The organism is Gelidibacter japonicus (assembly GCF_010725055.1).
In the GTDB taxonomy this organism is placed as follows: domain Bacteria; phylum Bacteroidota; class Bacteroidia; order Flavobacteriales; family Flavobacteriaceae; genus Gelidibacter; species Gelidibacter japonicus.
The window spans coordinates 88,807-105,152 of record NZ_BJKB01000009.1; the positions used below are offsets into that span (position 1 = coordinate 88,807).

Consider the following 16,346-nt stretch of genomic DNA (forward strand, 5'->3'; position numbering starts at 1 on the left):
AGCTGATCGATTACTTAATGGTCCAAATTGAACCATTTTTTGTCGTATACTTTTTTAATTTGCCTTTTTCGACAAGTTCATTTAGCTGGTTTTCGCTTTCGCTTCTTGGAGTTCCTGATAATTCAGAAAACTCTTTTGCGGTGAGCGAAGGATATATTGAGAATAATGTTTCCCAATTTTTACTGTATTCACTTTTCGTTGCGTTTGGATTCAATTTTAAAATGGCCATTTCATAAAAAGCATAAGGCCTGGTGCCATAAACGATTTCTTGATTGCCAGCATCATCAACAAAAAACATGGTTGGAAATCCTCTTACTCCCAATTCTTGTCCTAACTTTAAATCTTCCTGGAATAAGCCCTTGGCTTTACCCTCAAAATCCGTTTTTAATTGTTCTGCATTTAATCCAACTTTTTTAGCTGCAATGGCCAAGTTTTCCCATTTAGCCATGTTTATCTTTTTTAAAAACATCATTTCGCGCATTTCACGCATGAATGAAATAGCCTTTTGGTTATCTTGTAATTGTGCAGCTTTGAATGCAATAGATGAAGGGTAAGAAGAATCCATTGGATCTTCTAACCAAAGATCCCCATCTATAGGCATATCGTAATGAATACTCACTTCATCCCAATGACTAGCAACATCTGCAGGAGAACTTATGCCACCGCTATTGTAATTCCAATCCGGTAATAAACCACCCATTCTGTAGTCGATTTCAACGGCATCCCCATACTCTAACTTAAGTTTTCGTAGTTGAGGTTCAATTCCCCAACAAGAAGAACAAATTGGATCGGTATAATAAATGATTCGGATGGATTTTTTATCTGAAGAAACTTTGTTTCCAGAGGTGCTTTCAGATGTACTATCCGTTGTTTCACACATTCCAGTTTCTATGTCGCATATAAGTGGATTATTTTTTAAGGTCTCGTTGTTCATAATTTTAAGTTTTAATAATTTATTTCATTCAATATTTCCTTCTTATTTCTTCGCTGTTGACTGATTATTACAAATATACCGAAAATAAGTGTATATTTGATATGTAATTCCTTTTAGAAAGTACTTTCCATTAGGAAACTACTTCAGGGGATTTCGCATTTAGTTTAGTACTTTAAAAAAAATGAAACAATGAAAAAGAAATCTGTAATAAACGACACACCCGCTTGTCAAATTAGGATGCAAGCTATCAGTGATACGATGGGCATTTTATCTGGAAAATGGAAATTTCATATTTTGGGCACGCTCATAGAAGGCCGTAAACTGGGATTTATGGACTTGTTGAGAGAAATTGACGGCATTGGCAGTAAAATGCTTTCCAAAGAACTTCAGGACTTGGAAATGAATCACTTGGTCAGCCGAACAGTTATGAATACAAAACCGATAACTGTTGAATATGCTGTTACCGAATACGGTGCAACACTCGCACCACTTATTGATGAGCTGACAAAGTGGGGCCTTGCCTATAGACAGTCAATTCACGGTTCAAAATGAGAGATTCATTGAAATAAAAATAGGCTCAATTATTTGATGTAGAACAAAAGGACTTAAGACTTACGATATTTAGCCCATGGGTAATGGAAATTTATCCGTCAATCATAGATTTATAGTCAAAAGTGACTTTGGGCCGAATGCCATAAGTCTTAAATCATCTCTGTTAATTTACTTCTTCCGAGGCTGCAAACTCTTCCATTTTTGTAATCAAATTGTTTTCAACCGCGTATATTTGAACCCATTTCTGCTTTAGTTCCCTTCCTGATCGTTTAACCCTTTGGTGTTCTCGGCCTAAAACCACTACCATGTTGCCTTCAACGATAAATTGTTGAGGTTCAAAGTTGATGATTTCAGTTCTTTCCATAATATTGGTGAAAAATGTTCTGACACCTTCCTTTTTTTCAAAAGTTCCTGCCGGAATAATATGGGTGCCGTGATAAATCCATACGGTATCTTCGGAAACTGTAGCCACGAATTGTTCCACATCACCACTACCAAATGCCGAAAACATCTTATCGACTACTTATTTTGCTGGATTTTTCATCTATAATATTATTGTTTTGCGAATTGTAAGTGCGCCACAATCTTTACATCTTTTCCAACACCGGCAGCAGCTGGGTCGTAATTGATATTATAGTCAAATCGATTAATGGTCGTTGTGGCTTTTAAGCCTAATTTTTGGCCTTGGTCACTTGTCACTGTTCCACCATAGTGCACATCAAAGATCACATCTTTGGTAACATCTTTTATGGTCAGTTTCCCGTATAATAAATATTCGTTGGGTTTACCTGTGGCTAAAATTTTGGTACTTTTAAAAGTCATATTAGGGTATTTTTCTACCTCAAAGAAATCAGGACTTCTCAAGTGATTATCCCTGTTCTCTACGCTTGTATTGATGCTGTTTACTTTGACGGTAAAATCGAAACTAGCATCGGACAGTGCGTCTCCATTTGTAGTTAAGTTCCCAGTGTATTCCAAAAATTTTCCATTCACAATACTTATTCCCGAATGCGATATGTTGAAATTTAATGACGAATGGTAGGGGTCCACCTTCCATTGTGTTTGTGCAAATGCATTGACACTAAAAATCATCATAATCAATAAAATAAATGCTTTTCTCATAATTGTTAACGTTTTAGATTGTATTAATACTTCAATATACGGAAAGTTACAGTAATAACTTACTCTATTAAGTTTTAAAAATTAAAGATTTTATATCGCAAGACAATCAATAAATTCATTGTTAAATTTTAGGTTTTAATTCTTGTGGCCATAGTGGTTTATCGATTCAATCGATAATTATAGTGCCAACTAGGAATTGCGAATTATCCTTATATTTTTAGTCTTATATTTTGTTTTTCCATGAGTCCTACGATAAAAATGACTAGGAATGAAAAAACTAATGATTTTAGTATTCCCAATAAGCCTGCGGTAAAAATACTTGGCCACTGAAATCCTGTTAATGCCATGATGGGATATATAAAAAATGGCATGAGATAACAGGTCAAAGTACTGGTGCCCGCTGGTTTTATAGGTTTTATCCAATTGTATTTGTTCCATCGGTCAACGAGTATATATAAAGTAGCATAAGATATGAAACTAATTCCGATGCAAATAGATGTCCAGGACGGAGTAGCCAGGATTTTTGAAATAATAAACTCAATTCTTAAAAACATTCCGAAGCCTATAAAACCTGCCCCCAATAGGAAAATGATGGCCAGGAACCAATGCTCTTGGCGGACGGTCTTGCTGAGTTTCAAATAGAATACGGTGCAGAGTACCCCTGCCATAACCAGGGCATGATTGGAAGCGCTGATGACTAATTTAAAAGTTGGAATATCTTTGAAATAACCATTCTCCTGTATATTTAGTAAAAGCAATCCTAAAAATACAAGTACAAGGAGCCACTTGTTCTTGCCGTAATAAAGGTAGATAATGCTATTCAGTAAATATGCCCAGCCTATGAGTCCCAATATGCCCCACCATCTTACTTGCATGCTCGTTATCTGTTCAGAATTTCCACCTTGGTATATCCATGCGAGATAGAGTAATAAAAGTACACCAACGGATTTTAAAGTCCCGACGATTTTTTTATTTATGCGGGGCAGGCGTGTATAATCCATCCAAACAAGAAAAATCCCCAATGCCATTAAGATCTGCCAGATATTTTTGTTTATAGGCATGGCTTGGTCGTTAATGGCACCATAGTTAACCATATATAACCCCATTATCAGCAGGGCGATTGTTCTTGCAAAAATATGGGCAAGAATACTGATCTTGGAATCCTTTTTTTTGATTCGGACATTTATGGCCAAAGGAATGGACAGACCAACTATAAATAGGAACAATGGGAAAATAACATCCGAAAACCCCATCCCATCCTCTGTGGCAGCCGTATGTCCCAACCATTTAGGTATGCCTGTCAATGACCAAATATCGTTAACAAAAATCATAAGAAACATGGTCAGTGCCCTTAATACATCTATGGTTCGGATTCTCATTGTTTTCAAAAGACGGGTGTTAAAGTGACCATATCCTTAAGTTTTATTCATAATAAATTATTCCGTCGAATAATTAAGAACGATATCGCTTTGCTATAGAGTCTGGAAAGTAAATATACAAATTACTAGATTTAAAAAATGATCATAAAACTAAATGGACTCAGTCACCTGGCAGTGACAAACTCCATGCTAAAACGTGTTAGTTTTGCAATTAACAAGAGATGGATAGGAATTCATATATACATTGATTACCTTATTTTTTTTGGACACTTAGATGCGCTATTTTCAATTTTATCAATGCTGCCGACACTATTTTGGTTCAATACCTTTATTCAGAATGACAGGAGATGTTGTGTAATTGAAAATAGCTGATAATCATCTTTAATTTATTTGTTAAACCCCATGAAAAGAAGGAGTTTTGTGAATTCTAAAAATAAATGAAAGTTGGGTTCTATGGAGCATGAAAAGTTCATTTTCTGTCTTGAAGCAATTCCTGATGTAGATAGTACCAATATGACAGAGGTCGTATCTGTATTGGAAAATATTGTGATACAACAGGGTATTGAAAGTATTTATAAGGCTTGTGATACCATTGAGGGATTTGAAGAAAGCTTGGGTGTGTTGCTATATGAAGATCATAATTTTAAGGATTACGAAATTATTTATCTTATTATGCCCGGCGAGCCCAACAATATCTGCCTGAACGACTATTATTATAGTATGGAGGAAATAGCTGAACTCTTTGAAGGAAGGATGAAAGGGAAAGTGATCCATTTTGCAAACAAAAAAATATTGGATCTCACCGATGAAGAATCGCAGTATTTTCTTGATGTTACTGGGGCACGTGCCATTTCAGGTTACGGATCTGACTTAAGCGAAATTTCGAGCGTCAGTACTTTGGACCGCGTTTTTTTTAGCTTGTATCAGGAAAATGATGATCTCAAAGAAGTGGTAGAACTGATGTTTCAAAAACACTATAGTCTCTGTAAATTGCTTGATTTCAGACTGTATTATTAATCTGCAATAAGGGCAGGTCGCTAAAATCCACTAATGGATATAAAACTTAAAACATTAATCTTCAGAAATTTTAACAATGGAATTACTTCACATGAGTCTCAACCCATTTCTCGAAGGCCTTCATAAAACTTTTTAGGAATTCCTTGGTTGAATCGTTGGTTAGTTTTCCTTTGTCATCGAAAAGCGCTGCAGCATCTCCAATGTATGCTTCTGGCTGGGCCATAGTAGGAACGTTTACGAAAGTTAGAGATTGTCTCAAATGATGATTTGCTCCAAAACCGCTTATGGCACCAATGGAAACACTGACAATCGCCGCTGGTTTTCCGTTCCATGAATTTTCTCCATATGGTCGTGAACCTACATCTATCGCATTTTTCAAAACCCCAGGCACAGAGCGGTTGTATTCGGGTGTAGCAAAGAGAAGTCCATCTGCAGCTCTAATTTTTTCACGTAAGGCTACCCATTCCTTTGGAGATGTTGCTTCCAGATCTTCATTAAACATTGGAAGACCTGTTATGTCTAAAAGTTCCATATTAAATGATTCTGGTGCCATTGCCATCAAAGCTTTGGCTGTTTTTAAATTGAAGGACTCCTTACGAAGACTTCCTACGATAACTGCGATGTTGTGTTTTTTCATAAATTTGATATTATTTTTAATGTTGATAAAATTGATTTCACTTATCTCACTAAGATAAGAATTTCAATATTCACTAACTTTGTTTTATTATAGTTTATAAGTAGTTTAACATTTGAGGTTTTCGTATAATTTCCACCAGTGTGTATTCTTATACCCCAGAGGTTCCTGCCCCATTTCAAACACTACTAAAGTTTGAGAATCAAAAGATAATACCTCTAATATAGGGTCTTTCTCCCGCAATGACAATGACCTACATCATTTGGCTTGATTCTTCAAAAAAAATATATTTTGGAAAAGCTGGGCGCCTACCAATTGTAAAGCATCGTTTGGAGGCTGTCTGTGTGTTATTCACCAGGCCGTAAGGCTTTACCTATATAATGGTCGTCCAAATGAAAGTCATAATCTTGATTGAAAGCTATATTTCCTTCCCAACTTCGACGTTTTCGAATTTTATGGTAATATAATTAATGGGGTTTGACCTTCGTAAACTAATTCGTTAATTAAAAATCGACTAAAAAGTTGGTCGGTTAAAATACGTGACCCTTTTTGAACAATCAATATCTCGTTAATTTTGTTGTTGATGACTCCCTTTATACCGTCTAATCGATTATTGGCTTCGTAAATAGCAAAGTTTGTAGTAAATCTGTCGGCATAAGTTTCTGATAGAGTCTGTAATTTTTCTTTGATAAGAGTGGTGTCTTCATTTGGTTTCGCCAAATGGAAAAACGTTATGCTCGTGTTCTGGTGGTCAATGAACTTAAGAAAGTTGTCCAATTGCTGTATGTTCAGGGGTTTCTTATCGCCTACGGCCACAAATATTTTTTCGTGCGAAAATGAATCGATTCCCTTGGGCATGGCAACCACTGTGTTTTCTATATTTCCAATGATCCGAAGGGCGACGCTCCCTAAAAATATTTTTTTCAAAATCCCCGTACCTTTTAAACCGATGAAAATTAAATTTTCAAACGGTTCTATCAGTAATTCAGGTAAAGTAAGATGAAAATCGATTTCAGAAACATAATAAGCAACTTCAATAGTCTCAGGAATAAGGTCATGCGCTAGGATTTTTAATTTCTCAAGTGCGTTGTCATTAGCTTGCTGAACGATATATTCTCTGGCTTCGTTTTCTGCGAATGCCGGTAAAAACGGATGGGTTTGATGATGCAAAAGAATTTTTGCATTAGCTTCTTGGCTCCAATCACAGGCATACTTTATCAGATTGCTCGAATACTCAGAAAAGTCAATAAGTACTATAAACCGTTTATTCATTTTTTAGATTTTATGTCGTTATAAAGTTGGTACGGACTTCACTATATGTGGAGCTTAAGGCCGCAATGATCGGTGTTCAATCTTCCGTTGTTGTATTAGTTGATAAGTTTATAAAACTCTTCTACTTTACTCTGATCTCCTTGAATATAAATGATGTCACCTTGTTTTATTATTTCGTCTGGCTGTACACTTTCCAGTAATTTATCCTTTCTTTTAATGGCTAGTATATTGATGCCATATCTTGCTCTTAGATCCAATTCCCTTAAAGGTTTGCCTAAAAACTTATTGCTATCCGATCTCATGCGCAAGCTTTTGATATTGAAATCTGCCAGCTCATTGGTTCTATAGGTTTTCGGGCCTTTTAATTCACCTTTAAATAATTGGTAATTGTCAGCCCTAACCTTATGGATAAGCTGGACAATATCGCCTTCAGGCACGAGAAAATTGTGCAATATATGTTCGAATATCTGTATGGATGTTTCAAATTCTTCTGGAATTACCTCATCAGCACCTAGAGCCAATAATTCAGAAGTCTCTTTAACATATCTCGTTCTTACAACTAAATATAATGAATCAGAAATAGCGCGTATATTTTTAATGATTTTTTGAGTGTCCGTATTTCCAGAAATGGCAATTACAGCTGCTCTGGCTCTTGAAAGATGGACCGTTTCAAGAATATGGTCATTTGTGGCATCACCAAAAATAATTGGCAACCCTTTTGCCTTTTCCCGCTTGACTATTTCGGGATTCGTCTCTATGACTATAAAAGGTATATTGCTAGCAGTGGCTGCTTTAGCTAAATTGCTGCCATTGATGCCATATCCAATGATCACTAAATGATTTTCTAAATTGGGTTCGACCATTTCTTCGATGCCACTTGAATCCAATTCCCTCTTAAGTCCTAATCTTTTTTTAACACCCAAAACTTTGTCGGAAATAGTCTCTGAAAACATAATGACAAATGGCGTTAATATCATAGACACAATCGACACGGATAAAAAATATTGGTTGGTTTGTGGCGTTAAAAGATGGTACCTAATACCGATCTTAGAAAGGATAAAAGCGAATTCACCAACTTGAAAAAGCGCCAGGCCGGTTAAGATTGCCGGTTTAGTAGGATATTTAAGAATAGCGACGGCAATGGCCGCAACCGATGATTTTAATAGAAGGACAATAAATACCAAAAGTAGGATGATAGGAATATTGCTTAGGAAAAAACCAAGATCAAGCAACATACCAACGGATACGAAAAAGAAACTTGTAAAAAGCTCACGAAAAGGAAGGATTATACTGGTAGCCTGATGGCTATATTCCGATTCAGAAATAATAAGGCCTGCAATAAAAGCACCTAATGCCAACGATAAGCCTATTTCTGCAGTTAGAAAAGCAATAGCAAAACAAAGGGTGATCGTGACCAAAAGGAAAAGTTCTTTGCTGTTGGTTTTTGCCACAGCGTGCATCAATCTAGGTACAACATACCGCGCACTGATATAAGTGAGCACAACCACAAAGGCCGATTTGACCAATAACAGTAGAATATCTGTGACTACATTGCTCGATTCTCCAGCAATCATTGGGGTAACCAACATCATTGGCACTACTATGATGTCTTGAAAAATTAGAATTGCCAAAGCGTTTCTTGCGTGTGGAGCCGAAATTTCTTGACGATCTTGTAATGTTTTTAAAACGATTGCAGTACTTGATAAAGAAAAAAGAAAGCCAACAAATACCGACTCGTTCCAAGAGTTTCCTAAAAAATAGTAAACAAGGCCAGCAACACCTACAGTAAGTCCTACCTGTAAAAAACCACCTATAAAAACAGTTTTTTTAATGGAGACCAGTTGTTTAATGGATAATTCCATTCCAATAACAAAGAGTAATAGAATTACACCAACCTCCGATAGAATTTCTACTTGCTCTACAGCTTTAATAAGACTTAGCCCATAAGGCCCTATAACGACCCCTGTCAGCAAAAAACCGATTATAGAAGGAAGTTTTAAACGCTGAAGCACAAAAACGATAACGACTGAAAATCCGAGAAGTATAAGTATATCTTGTAGTAATGGCATACGTTTTAGCTATTCTTGTATTTAATTTGCATGATCTGATTTTTTCACTTCACCTTCTTTTGACCAGGAAAAAAGAGTTGATAAAGATAAACCAATGACAATTAAATATGGATCGATTTGGCACTTAATATGTATTAAGTGTAGTGTTACACCTTTTAAACCGCCTATTTTTTTTGCGAAGACAAGGTGTGATATTAAAAATGCGATGGAAAATGATCCGTAGGCAAGGCATAACTGTGAATAAGGAATAATTTTTTTAAGGAAGAAAGTTAAAGAAAGAGCGTAAAAGCACGATATGTTTTCTTATGATCGCTTAAAAGAGGTTTTCTAATTTTTTATGATTGATTCTACTAGTGGGTTTTAATACCCTGAGGTTCTTGAAAAAAAAATGATCGGTCAGTACCTGGTAGTAAATTTTACGCGATACTATTGTACTATGTAAGCAGTAATGGGTCCTAAACAATACGTTTTTGCCGCAACCCAAGCAGCTCTATGCGGTAGAGTTTTCAGTTTGCCCCGAAAACCCACACCAAAAAAAGGGGCTGGCACTCGCCCCGATCATTCCGCCTTTCGGCTTAATCCTTTAGCTCTGTGAGCCAATTAATTTCTTGAATCTTACTGTCAATTTCTCTGAAAGCTCTTCCTGCTTGATCCATTTCACTTTGTAATTTTTTAATGTCAATAGTCGTTTTAAGATTATTATCGCCACTATTATCTACTTGCGCGGCATACCTAATATTTCTAAGTTTTTCAGAAAGCATTTTTAAGGAATCTCTTTTAGCAAGTGCTTCCATAAGAGAACCTTCCCCTTCAACCTGGGTTTCATTATTGGTTTTATTTATTCTTATGATTATAGATTCTAAATCTTGGATTGCCTTTCTCAGTTGTGCAAGCAATTTATCTGGGTCTTCTTGGGGAAGTTTATCATCCGATACAATAAGCACGGGTCTGATTCTATTTTGAAGATGTTCTATTTTCTTCATAAGATCCGCTCTTAGCAATAGGCCTTCAGCCAGTTTGATACTTTTATTTGTGGGTTGTTTTGACATTTTATATTTTTTCAATTTTGCTTAAAAGTGAAGCTTTTTGATTTTTTTGACACGGCAATAGTAAAAATAACATCATCATAAAGAGGTGTTATTATCACATGTTTATGACAATGTTATTTGTATTGCTCTATTATTTCCTGAAACTTATCTGTTGGTAGGCCGTGGTGCCCATCTATCATAAGGTGTCATATCAAAACTATTGACTTCGTCCATGGTCAAACCAAGTGCTTTTGCTACACCTTGTCCATATTCTGGGTCGGCTTTAAAACAGTTTCTGATATGGCGGATCTGAATAAACTTTTCTGCGCCACCCACTTGTGCTGCGGTATTGCTGAATAATAATTGTTCTTTTCCATCAGCTTTAATAATGCGGAACAAATCGCCAGGCTGAGTGAAATAATCTTCATCATCGTCCCTGAAATTGTGGGCATAAGCTGAGCCATCCAACTCTAAAGGCGGTTCTTTTGCATCTGGTTGCTCTTGCCACTCACCGTAGCTGTTAGGTTCGTAATGCAAGGTGCCACCGTGGTTGCCATCTACGCGCATGGTTCCATCTCTATGATTGGAATGATAAGGACACGTTGGTTTGTTTACAGGGATTTGATAATGATTTACTCCCAATCGATAACGTTGGGCGTCTCCGTAAGAAAAAAGTCTTCCTTGGAGCATTTTATCTGGTGAGAATCCAATTCCTGGAACAACATTTAGTGGATTGAATGCCGCCTGTTCTACATCCTGGAAATAATTTTCTGGATTTCTGTTCAACTCAAATTCACCGACTGGAATAAGTGGAAAATCTTTTTTAGACCAGATTTTGGTCAAGTCGAAAGGGTGGAAGCGGTAGGTTTTGGCCTGCTCTTCCGTCATGATCTGAACAAACATTTTCCATCTTGGGAAATCGTTTCTTTCAATAGCGTCAAACAAGTCTCTTTGTGATGATTCTCTATCCATTCCGACTACTTTCATAGCCTCTTCATCCGACATGTTCTTTATGCCTTGTTGCGTCACAAAGTGGAATTTCACCCAGTGTCTAATATTGTCTTTATTGATAAAACTAAAGGTATGACTTCCAAACCCATGCATGTGTCTGTAGCCTTTCGGAATACCTCTATCACTCATTGTAATAGTCACTTGGTGCAGTGATTCAGGAAGCAGTGTCCAAAAATCCCAGTTATTATTGGCACTTCTTAAGTTAGTTTTAGGGTCACGTTTTACAGCACGGTTTAAGTCTGGAAACTTCATCGGATCACGAAAGAAAAATACAGGCGTATTGTTTCCAACCAAATCCCAAATTCCTTCCTCTGTGTAAAACTTCAGTGCAAAACCTCTGATATCCCGTTCGGCATCAGCGGCACCTCGTTCACCGGCAACAGTCGAAAATCGGCTGAACATTTCTGTTTTTTTACCTACTTCGCTGAAAATTTTGGCTTTGGTGTATTGTGTTATATCGTGAGTAACAGTAAACGTTCCAAAAGCTCCTGAACCTTTGGCGTGCATTCTTCTTTCAGGAATCACCTCTCGGTCAAAGTTTGCCATTTTCTCAAGAAACCAAGCATCCTGCATTAACATTGGCCCACGTGGGCCTGCTGTTTGAACGTTTTGATTATCTCCTACCGGAGCTCCGGTTTGCCTTGTGAGCTTTGAACTTTTATTTTCTTTTTTTGAGTTTTTATCTTCCATTGGTCTTGGTTTTTAAGATTAATTATTGAGCATATCAAGTTACAATATTTACGCTACTTGTCCGAGGATTTTTAATGGTTTTAACAGCAGTTTAACCGAAATGAGCAATCATACGATATCGGGAAGAAGGAAGTGGTTTTTTTTGCTTAAAAATGAGAGGTGGTAATCAGCTATAATACTTCTTCTAGACCTAAGAAAAATACAGCAGACCTGAAATATGATTGTAATGAGAAAAAGCTACTGTATGTGTAGATACTGGATTCTTTGGTGCATTCTGAACATTTCTTGAAACTTTTATGATGTTGTTGCTCATATATTGGTTATTAGTTTTGGTGGTTAATTGGTTCTTGTTATTGATGTTTTTTATTCTATTAAATTTAGTCATTAAAAACATCAATATCGTTCTGAGATCGATATATCTCAATTATTTTTTTATTGAAATGGTCCTTTCTTTCTTCCTTTTTTATAATAGTCTATTAAAAATTTCAGGTGGCAAGGATTGTCCTTGCCACCTGAAATAATTACTGTATGTTAGATCAGTTTAGATAGCTGTATATCCACCATCAATAACCAATTCACTTCCAGTCGTAAATTTCGACTCATCCGATATCAGATATAGTATTCCATAGGCGATATCTATAGTTTCACCAATATGTCCGATTGGATGCAAACTGTCCAAATGCTTACGGAATCCTGGGTCGTCTTTAGCTAGCTCTTCCACTAATGGCGTCCAAATAAAACCTGGGTGAACAGAGTTCACTCTAATCTTATCTTTGGCATATTGAATGGCATCGGTTTTCGACATGACCCGAACAGCTCCTTTGGAAGCGTGGTACGGAGGTAAATCTGCAGCGCCTACGATTCCATAAATAGAAGAAATATTTACAATACTTCCGCCACCTGATTTTCTCATATGTGGAACAGCATGTTTGGTACAAAAGAAAACGCCTTTTACATTAATATCCATAACAAGATCCCATTCTTTTTCGGTCACTTCTGAAGAGGGTTTGTCCGCACCGGCAATTCCAGCATTATTAACGGTTGCGTCAAGTCGGCCAAATTCTTTGACGACTTCAGCGTACACTTTCTCAACATCTTTTTCTTTTGTCACATCAAGATGCCAGTATTTTGACTTCCCGCCTGATTTTTTTATTTCTTCAACCAACGCCTGACCTTCTTTGTCAAGAATATCAGTCACGGCTACTTTTGCTCCGTGTTTGGCCAATAATAAACTCGTTTCACGACCAATTCCCAATGCTCCACCTGTGACGACAACAACTTTGTTTTCTGTTCTTTTCATAATTTTTATTTTTAGGTTAATTTATAGGAGTTTGAATCCTTTTAATATGATATGTGCTATAATTGTCTGATTTACAGCTTATCCCAAAGATACTTGGTTAAGAAGTCATATGAAATGACCTGTGTCAGTGAATGCGATCGTATATGTCTGGAATGGTTGTAGACCTTATCTAATTTTCTTGTTTCATGTAATAATTGAGTCTTTTGATTGGCTAAGATATCTGGGAGCCAAGTTTTAAGGCCTTGAATGGGTTAATAGATAAAAGGGTGGCGCCACTTTTGGGATGACAACAAGGATGGATGCAGACATACTCATGTTGAATGTAATGGTACAGGCGAGTTTGAGATTAAGAATATTTCATTACTTTAGCTGTAAACTGACCTAATTAATTAAACTCCTGAAATAGAGTGGGATTTTATGGCCCTTGATAAGTTCAGTTTTTAGCCGAATAATCTAAATAACACAAATACAACACTAAAAAATGCAAGGATCTAAAAGTAATATGGGGGTTATATCCACATCAGATGGACAGATTACCCTGTTCTATAATTCAAGGTCTCAAAGAGGAAAACAGGCATTGGCGTATGCCAGGACACATGGTCTTCCTATAGAGGAAATTGATATTTTAAAAACCCCATTGACCGGAACTCAAATTACCGAATTGGCAAATCGCTTGGGCATTAATATCGAAGAAATGGTCAATCAAGAGCATTACAAATACAGAAGAAAATTCACCGCACAATGTTTCGATCCTGAAGATTGGATTACGGTCATTCAGAACCATCCTGAAATCATGAAACAGCCTATTGCATTACGAGGTAACAGAACTGTTTTAGTGGAAACACCGACGGATATCATTCGGATATGAATTGATATTTTGTGCAGTGTTTCCAATAAAACTTTATAAAAGGAAACTACTTGCTTAATGTCCATCTTCAAAGGATTGCCTCATTTCTTATATCTGATATACATCTCTGAAGCTTGATTCTGCGAGGGTCACTTTCGTTTTATCCTTAAAAAGTATAGATAATACCTACTTTTAAATTGAAGGGAGTACCTGGTGTAAAATGAATTTCATCTACAGGAAGTGGTTCATTAAATAATCGGGTTTCGGTAGCAAATTGAGCTTCGTTCCATTCGGTGTCGAAAAGATTTTCAATTGACAGACCAAGTGTAATACTTTTGAATTTGTAATTGACATTGAAATCGGTTACAAAATAGCCATCTGCAACAATGGAATTATCTTCATTGGCAGGTCTATCATCAATAAAACGATATCTCATACCTCCAGAAAATCCTTTGAAGTCATTTAATGAAAATCCACCAGCCAATGTAAAATCTGGTGCTAATGGAATATAATCCTCACCTTTTATTTCATCAATTGAACGCGCATGTGAATACGTTGCGTCGATATCGGCATAGAGCCATTTATTTAGTTGATAACGCAAGCCCAGATCCACTCCAAATCGCTGAGATTTTCCACTTGGCTCCACAATTCCGGCATCACCAACATACACAAATTCTTGTTCGGAAAATAAATACCACAGAGCCGAATTCACCACTAATTGAGGCGCAGGCTTATAAATAAATCCGAAATCGGCTCCATATGCTCTTGGTAGAATTTTCTCGCCTTCTTTCTTTACCACTACACGAGTGTCATTGGAATGAAACCCAATTCCGGTTTTTAAAAACCATTGAATATTTTGGGTTGGATGGTATAGGAAATTTAATTTAGGACTTACAATAGCCTTCTGTTCGGCTTGCAGCGAGTAAGTTTCTGTTAATTGATCTTCATACATAAACTTGAAATAATCCAAACGCAATGCCGGTGCAATGGTGAAATTTCCCAATTCGAAATCGGCATTCACATAGGCAAATAGGTTAGATTGGTTGATATCTCCCAATTGTAAATATTCTAGCGTCGTTTTTCGGTTCAAAGTATGTGAGAGTTCAACATCATCAATAATATCATGTCTCAACCCTATGCCCGATGTGACTGTAGTTTCAATAGAATTCCATTGAAAGTTGTTTTTTATTGAAGCATTAAATCCAAAAATATCTCTATCTTCTTTTTGTTTTATTTGATCTCCATTGATAGGATCTTCCAGAAAGAATGTGAAATTGGAATAGAGTTCAAATCCGTAACGGCTATAAAAAACATTCGATTTAAAGCTGGTGTTATCATCAATAAAGCGACTGTATTCTATATTCAAATTCGATCTTGAGGTGGTACCACCTTCGGTATCGTCAATGGCTCCAAATCTGGTAATGTTGCCATTCAGCACTTCACGCATTGGAATTTGTCCGGAAGCATCCCATCTACTATCAAGATGAGAAGCGGTGATGGCTAATTTATCATTTCCTTTAAGAAAGGCAGAATATTTTGCCATTAGGTTGATTCTGTTAAAATTCTGTGGCGACTCAAATGGTCCGTCAGTAGAAATATATTCAAATGCGACATAAGCATTTTGGTCGCTGCTCTTATCCATAAGATTAAACATGCCTAAAGTCCTAAGTGTGTTGAATTTACCTATTTCTAAGTTCACTGAACTGTTTTCCAGTCTGTCTTTAGTGATAAATGCGGCATATCCTGCTGTGGCAAAATCACCACGCTCAGCATTATAAGGACCTTTACCAAAATCGATGATTGCGATGGTTTCAGGAATGACAAAATGAAAATCGCTATATCCTTGGCCATGGGCGTGGGAAACCATATTTACCGGCATGCCATCTACTGAAAGATTAATGTCCGTACCATGGTCTATGTCAAAACCTCTTAAAAATAATTGTTCTGCTTTACCGCCACCAGCATGCTGTCCGATGATTAATCCCGGAATTTTTCTTAAAACTTCTTGAGAAGAATTTACTGGACTTGTGTGCAAGTCGAGTTTTGCAATATGATGCATTGCATTTAAACCTCTGGTTATGACAACTTGGTCTAGCTGCATCGTTTTGCTTTCCAATTGTATCGTCAATCCGGCATCAACATCTGTTTGTGTGAGTATAAAAACTTTTTTATGAAAGCCTAACATCCCTACTTCTATTGAGTCTCCTGCTTTACTTTCCTCTAAAGTAAACATTCCGTTAGCCTTTGTATGCGCGTGTTTGGCACTATTATTATTGTAAACATATACGCCTTCAAGAGGATATTCATTGGAGTCAGTTACGATACCTGTTATATTTTGGGCGGTTATAATCTTAGTGATGAATAATGTAAATAGTATAAAATTGATTCTCATTTCTATGGTAGATTTATAATGTGGATTTCTGTAATTGGGCTGACGTTATCGGCAGTGTCAAATGTTTTCTATTAATTTCTCTGTATTATTATCCGAACC

Annotated in this window: 14 protein-coding genes; 3 read left to right on the forward strand and 11 right to left on the reverse strand. The window is 36.6% G+C overall.

Annotated features, from left to right (window positions below):
- Positions 1 to 10: 10 nt before the first annotated feature.
- Positions 11 to 934, reverse strand: a complete 924-nt coding sequence (locus G6N06_RS10675; RefSeq protein ID WP_163516691.1) for a DsbA family protein — start codon at positions 932 to 934, stop codon at positions 11 to 13.
- Between the two features lie 189 nt (positions 935 to 1,123).
- On the opposite strand from G6N06_RS10675, the gene G6N06_RS10680 reads away from it, so the two are divergent.
- Complete coding sequence (locus G6N06_RS10680; protein ID WP_163516693.1) at positions 1,124 to 1,486, forward strand: winged helix-turn-helix transcriptional regulator; 363 nt, start codon at positions 1,124 to 1,126, stop codon at positions 1,484 to 1,486.
- A 163-nt stretch (positions 1,487 to 1,649) separates the two neighbouring features.
- Here the strand turns inward: G6N06_RS10680 and G6N06_RS10685 are convergent, their stop codons facing one another.
- The 3 genes from G6N06_RS10685 to G6N06_RS10695 form a co-directional block, all read right to left on the reverse strand.
- The gene (locus tag G6N06_RS10685; RefSeq protein ID WP_163516696.1) at positions 1,650 to 1,997 is read right to left on the reverse strand and encodes a nuclear transport factor 2 family protein; all 348 of its coding nucleotides are present in this window, start codon (positions 1,995 to 1,997) and stop codon (positions 1,650 to 1,652) included.
- A 41-nt stretch (positions 1,998 to 2,038) separates the two neighbouring features.
- Positions 2,039 to 2,608, reverse strand: coding sequence for a YceI family protein (locus tag G6N06_RS10690; protein ID WP_163516698.1), 570 nt, complete (start codon positions 2,606 to 2,608; stop codon positions 2,039 to 2,041).
- Positions 2,609 to 2,817: 209 nt separating this feature from the next.
- On the reverse strand, positions 2,818 to 3,987 hold the full coding sequence (locus G6N06_RS10695; RefSeq protein WP_163516700.1) for a DUF5009 domain-containing protein: 1,170 nt from the start codon (positions 3,985 to 3,987) through the stop codon (positions 2,818 to 2,820).
- Positions 3,988 to 4,440: 453 nt separating this feature from the next.
- Between G6N06_RS10695 and G6N06_RS10700 the strand changes: the two genes are divergently transcribed.
- Positions 4,441 to 5,004: a DUF6642 family protein gene (locus G6N06_RS10700; RefSeq protein WP_163516703.1), complete on the forward strand. Its 564-nt coding sequence runs from the start codon at positions 4,441 to 4,443 to the stop codon at positions 5,002 to 5,004.
- An 82-nt stretch (positions 5,005 to 5,086) separates the two neighbouring features.
- Here the strand turns inward: G6N06_RS10700 and G6N06_RS10705 are convergent, their stop codons facing one another.
- The 6 genes from G6N06_RS10705 to G6N06_RS10730 all read right to left on the reverse strand — a co-directional run bounded on the left by G6N06_RS10705 (position 5,087) and on the right by G6N06_RS10730 (position 13,008).
- Positions 5,087 to 5,641, reverse strand: a complete 555-nt coding sequence (locus G6N06_RS10705; protein WP_163516705.1) for an NADPH-dependent FMN reductase — start codon at positions 5,639 to 5,641, stop codon at positions 5,087 to 5,089.
- Positions 5,642 to 6,091: 450 nt separating this feature from the next.
- Positions 6,092 to 6,910, reverse strand: a complete 819-nt coding sequence (locus G6N06_RS10710; RefSeq protein WP_163516707.1) for a universal stress protein — start codon at positions 6,908 to 6,910, stop codon at positions 6,092 to 6,094.
- Positions 6,911 to 7,005: 95 nt separating this feature from the next.
- Positions 7,006 to 8,979 carry a monovalent cation:proton antiporter family protein gene (locus G6N06_RS10715; RefSeq protein WP_163516709.1) on the reverse strand — a complete coding sequence of 658 codons (1,974 nt, stop codon included), beginning with the start codon at positions 8,977 to 8,979 and terminating at the stop codon, positions 7,006 to 7,008.
- A gap of 575 nt (positions 8,980 to 9,554) precedes the next feature.
- Positions 9,555 to 10,043 carry a DIP1984 family protein gene (locus G6N06_RS10720; RefSeq protein ID WP_240338040.1) on the reverse strand — a complete coding sequence of 163 codons (489 nt, stop codon included), beginning with the start codon at positions 10,041 to 10,043 and terminating at the stop codon, positions 9,555 to 9,557.
- A gap of 129 nt (positions 10,044 to 10,172) precedes the next feature.
- Positions 10,173 to 11,708: a catalase gene (locus tag G6N06_RS10725; protein WP_163516711.1), complete on the reverse strand. Its 1,536-nt coding sequence runs from the start codon at positions 11,706 to 11,708 to the stop codon at positions 10,173 to 10,175.
- Between the two features lie 541 nt (positions 11,709 to 12,249).
- Complete coding sequence (locus tag G6N06_RS10730) at positions 12,250 to 13,008, reverse strand: SDR family NAD(P)-dependent oxidoreductase (protein ID WP_163516713.1); 759 nt, start codon at positions 13,006 to 13,008, stop codon at positions 12,250 to 12,252.
- A gap of 481 nt (positions 13,009 to 13,489) precedes the next feature.
- On the opposite strand from G6N06_RS10730, the gene G6N06_RS10735 reads away from it, so the two are divergent.
- Positions 13,490 to 13,876: an arsenate reductase family protein gene (locus G6N06_RS10735; RefSeq protein ID WP_240338041.1), complete on the forward strand. Its 387-nt coding sequence runs from the start codon at positions 13,490 to 13,492 to the stop codon at positions 13,874 to 13,876.
- Between the two features lie 145 nt (positions 13,877 to 14,021).
- Here G6N06_RS10735 and G6N06_RS10740 read toward each other — a convergent pair whose 3' ends face one another.
- Positions 14,022 to 16,247: a TonB-dependent receptor gene (locus tag G6N06_RS10740; RefSeq protein ID WP_163516715.1), complete on the reverse strand. Its 2,226-nt coding sequence runs from the start codon at positions 16,245 to 16,247 to the stop codon at positions 14,022 to 14,024.
- Positions 16,248 to 16,346 lie beyond the last annotated feature (99 nt).

Coding starts and splice junctions, on each gene's coding strand:
- G6N06_RS10715 (WP_163516709.1), bottom strand. CDS start 8,979: ATGCCATTACTACAAGATATACTTATACTTCTCGGATTTTCAGTCGTT.
- G6N06_RS10700 (WP_163516703.1), top strand. CDS start 4,441: ATGGAGCATGAAAAGTTCATTTTCTGTCTTGAAGCAATTCCTGATGTA.
- G6N06_RS10680 (WP_163516693.1), top strand. CDS start 1,124: ATGAAAAAGAAATCTGTAATAAACGACACACCCGCTTGTCAAATTAGG.
- G6N06_RS10690 (WP_163516698.1), bottom strand. CDS start 2,608: ATGAGAAAAGCATTTATTTTATTGATTATGATGATTTTTAGTGTCAAT.
- G6N06_RS10725 (WP_163516711.1), bottom strand. CDS start 11,708: ATGGAAGATAAAAACTCAAAAAAAGAAAATAAAAGTTCAAAGCTCACA.
- G6N06_RS10695 (WP_163516700.1), bottom strand. CDS start 3,987: ATGAGAATCCGAACCATAGATGTATTAAGGGCACTGACCATGTTTCTT.
- G6N06_RS10675 (WP_163516691.1), bottom strand. CDS start 934: ATGAACAACGAGACCTTAAAAAATAATCCACTTATATGCGACATAGAA.
- G6N06_RS10740 (WP_163516715.1), bottom strand. CDS start 16,247: ATGAGAATCAATTTTATACTATTTACATTATTCATCACTAAGATTATA.
- G6N06_RS10710 (WP_163516707.1), bottom strand. CDS start 6,910: ATGAATAAACGGTTTATAGTACTTATTGACTTTTCTGAGTATTCGAGC.
- G6N06_RS10730 (WP_163516713.1), bottom strand. CDS start 13,008: ATGAAAAGAACAGAAAACAAAGTTGTTGTCGTCACAGGTGGAGCATTG.
- G6N06_RS10685 (WP_163516696.1), bottom strand. CDS start 1,997: ATGTTTTCGGCATTTGGTAGTGGTGATGTGGAACAATTCGTGGCTACA.
- G6N06_RS10735 (WP_240338041.1), top strand. CDS start 13,490: ATGCAAGGATCTAAAAGTAATATGGGGGTTATATCCACATCAGATGGA.
- G6N06_RS10705 (WP_163516705.1), bottom strand. CDS start 5,641: ATGAAAAAACACAACATCGCAGTTATCGTAGGAAGTCTTCGTAAGGAG.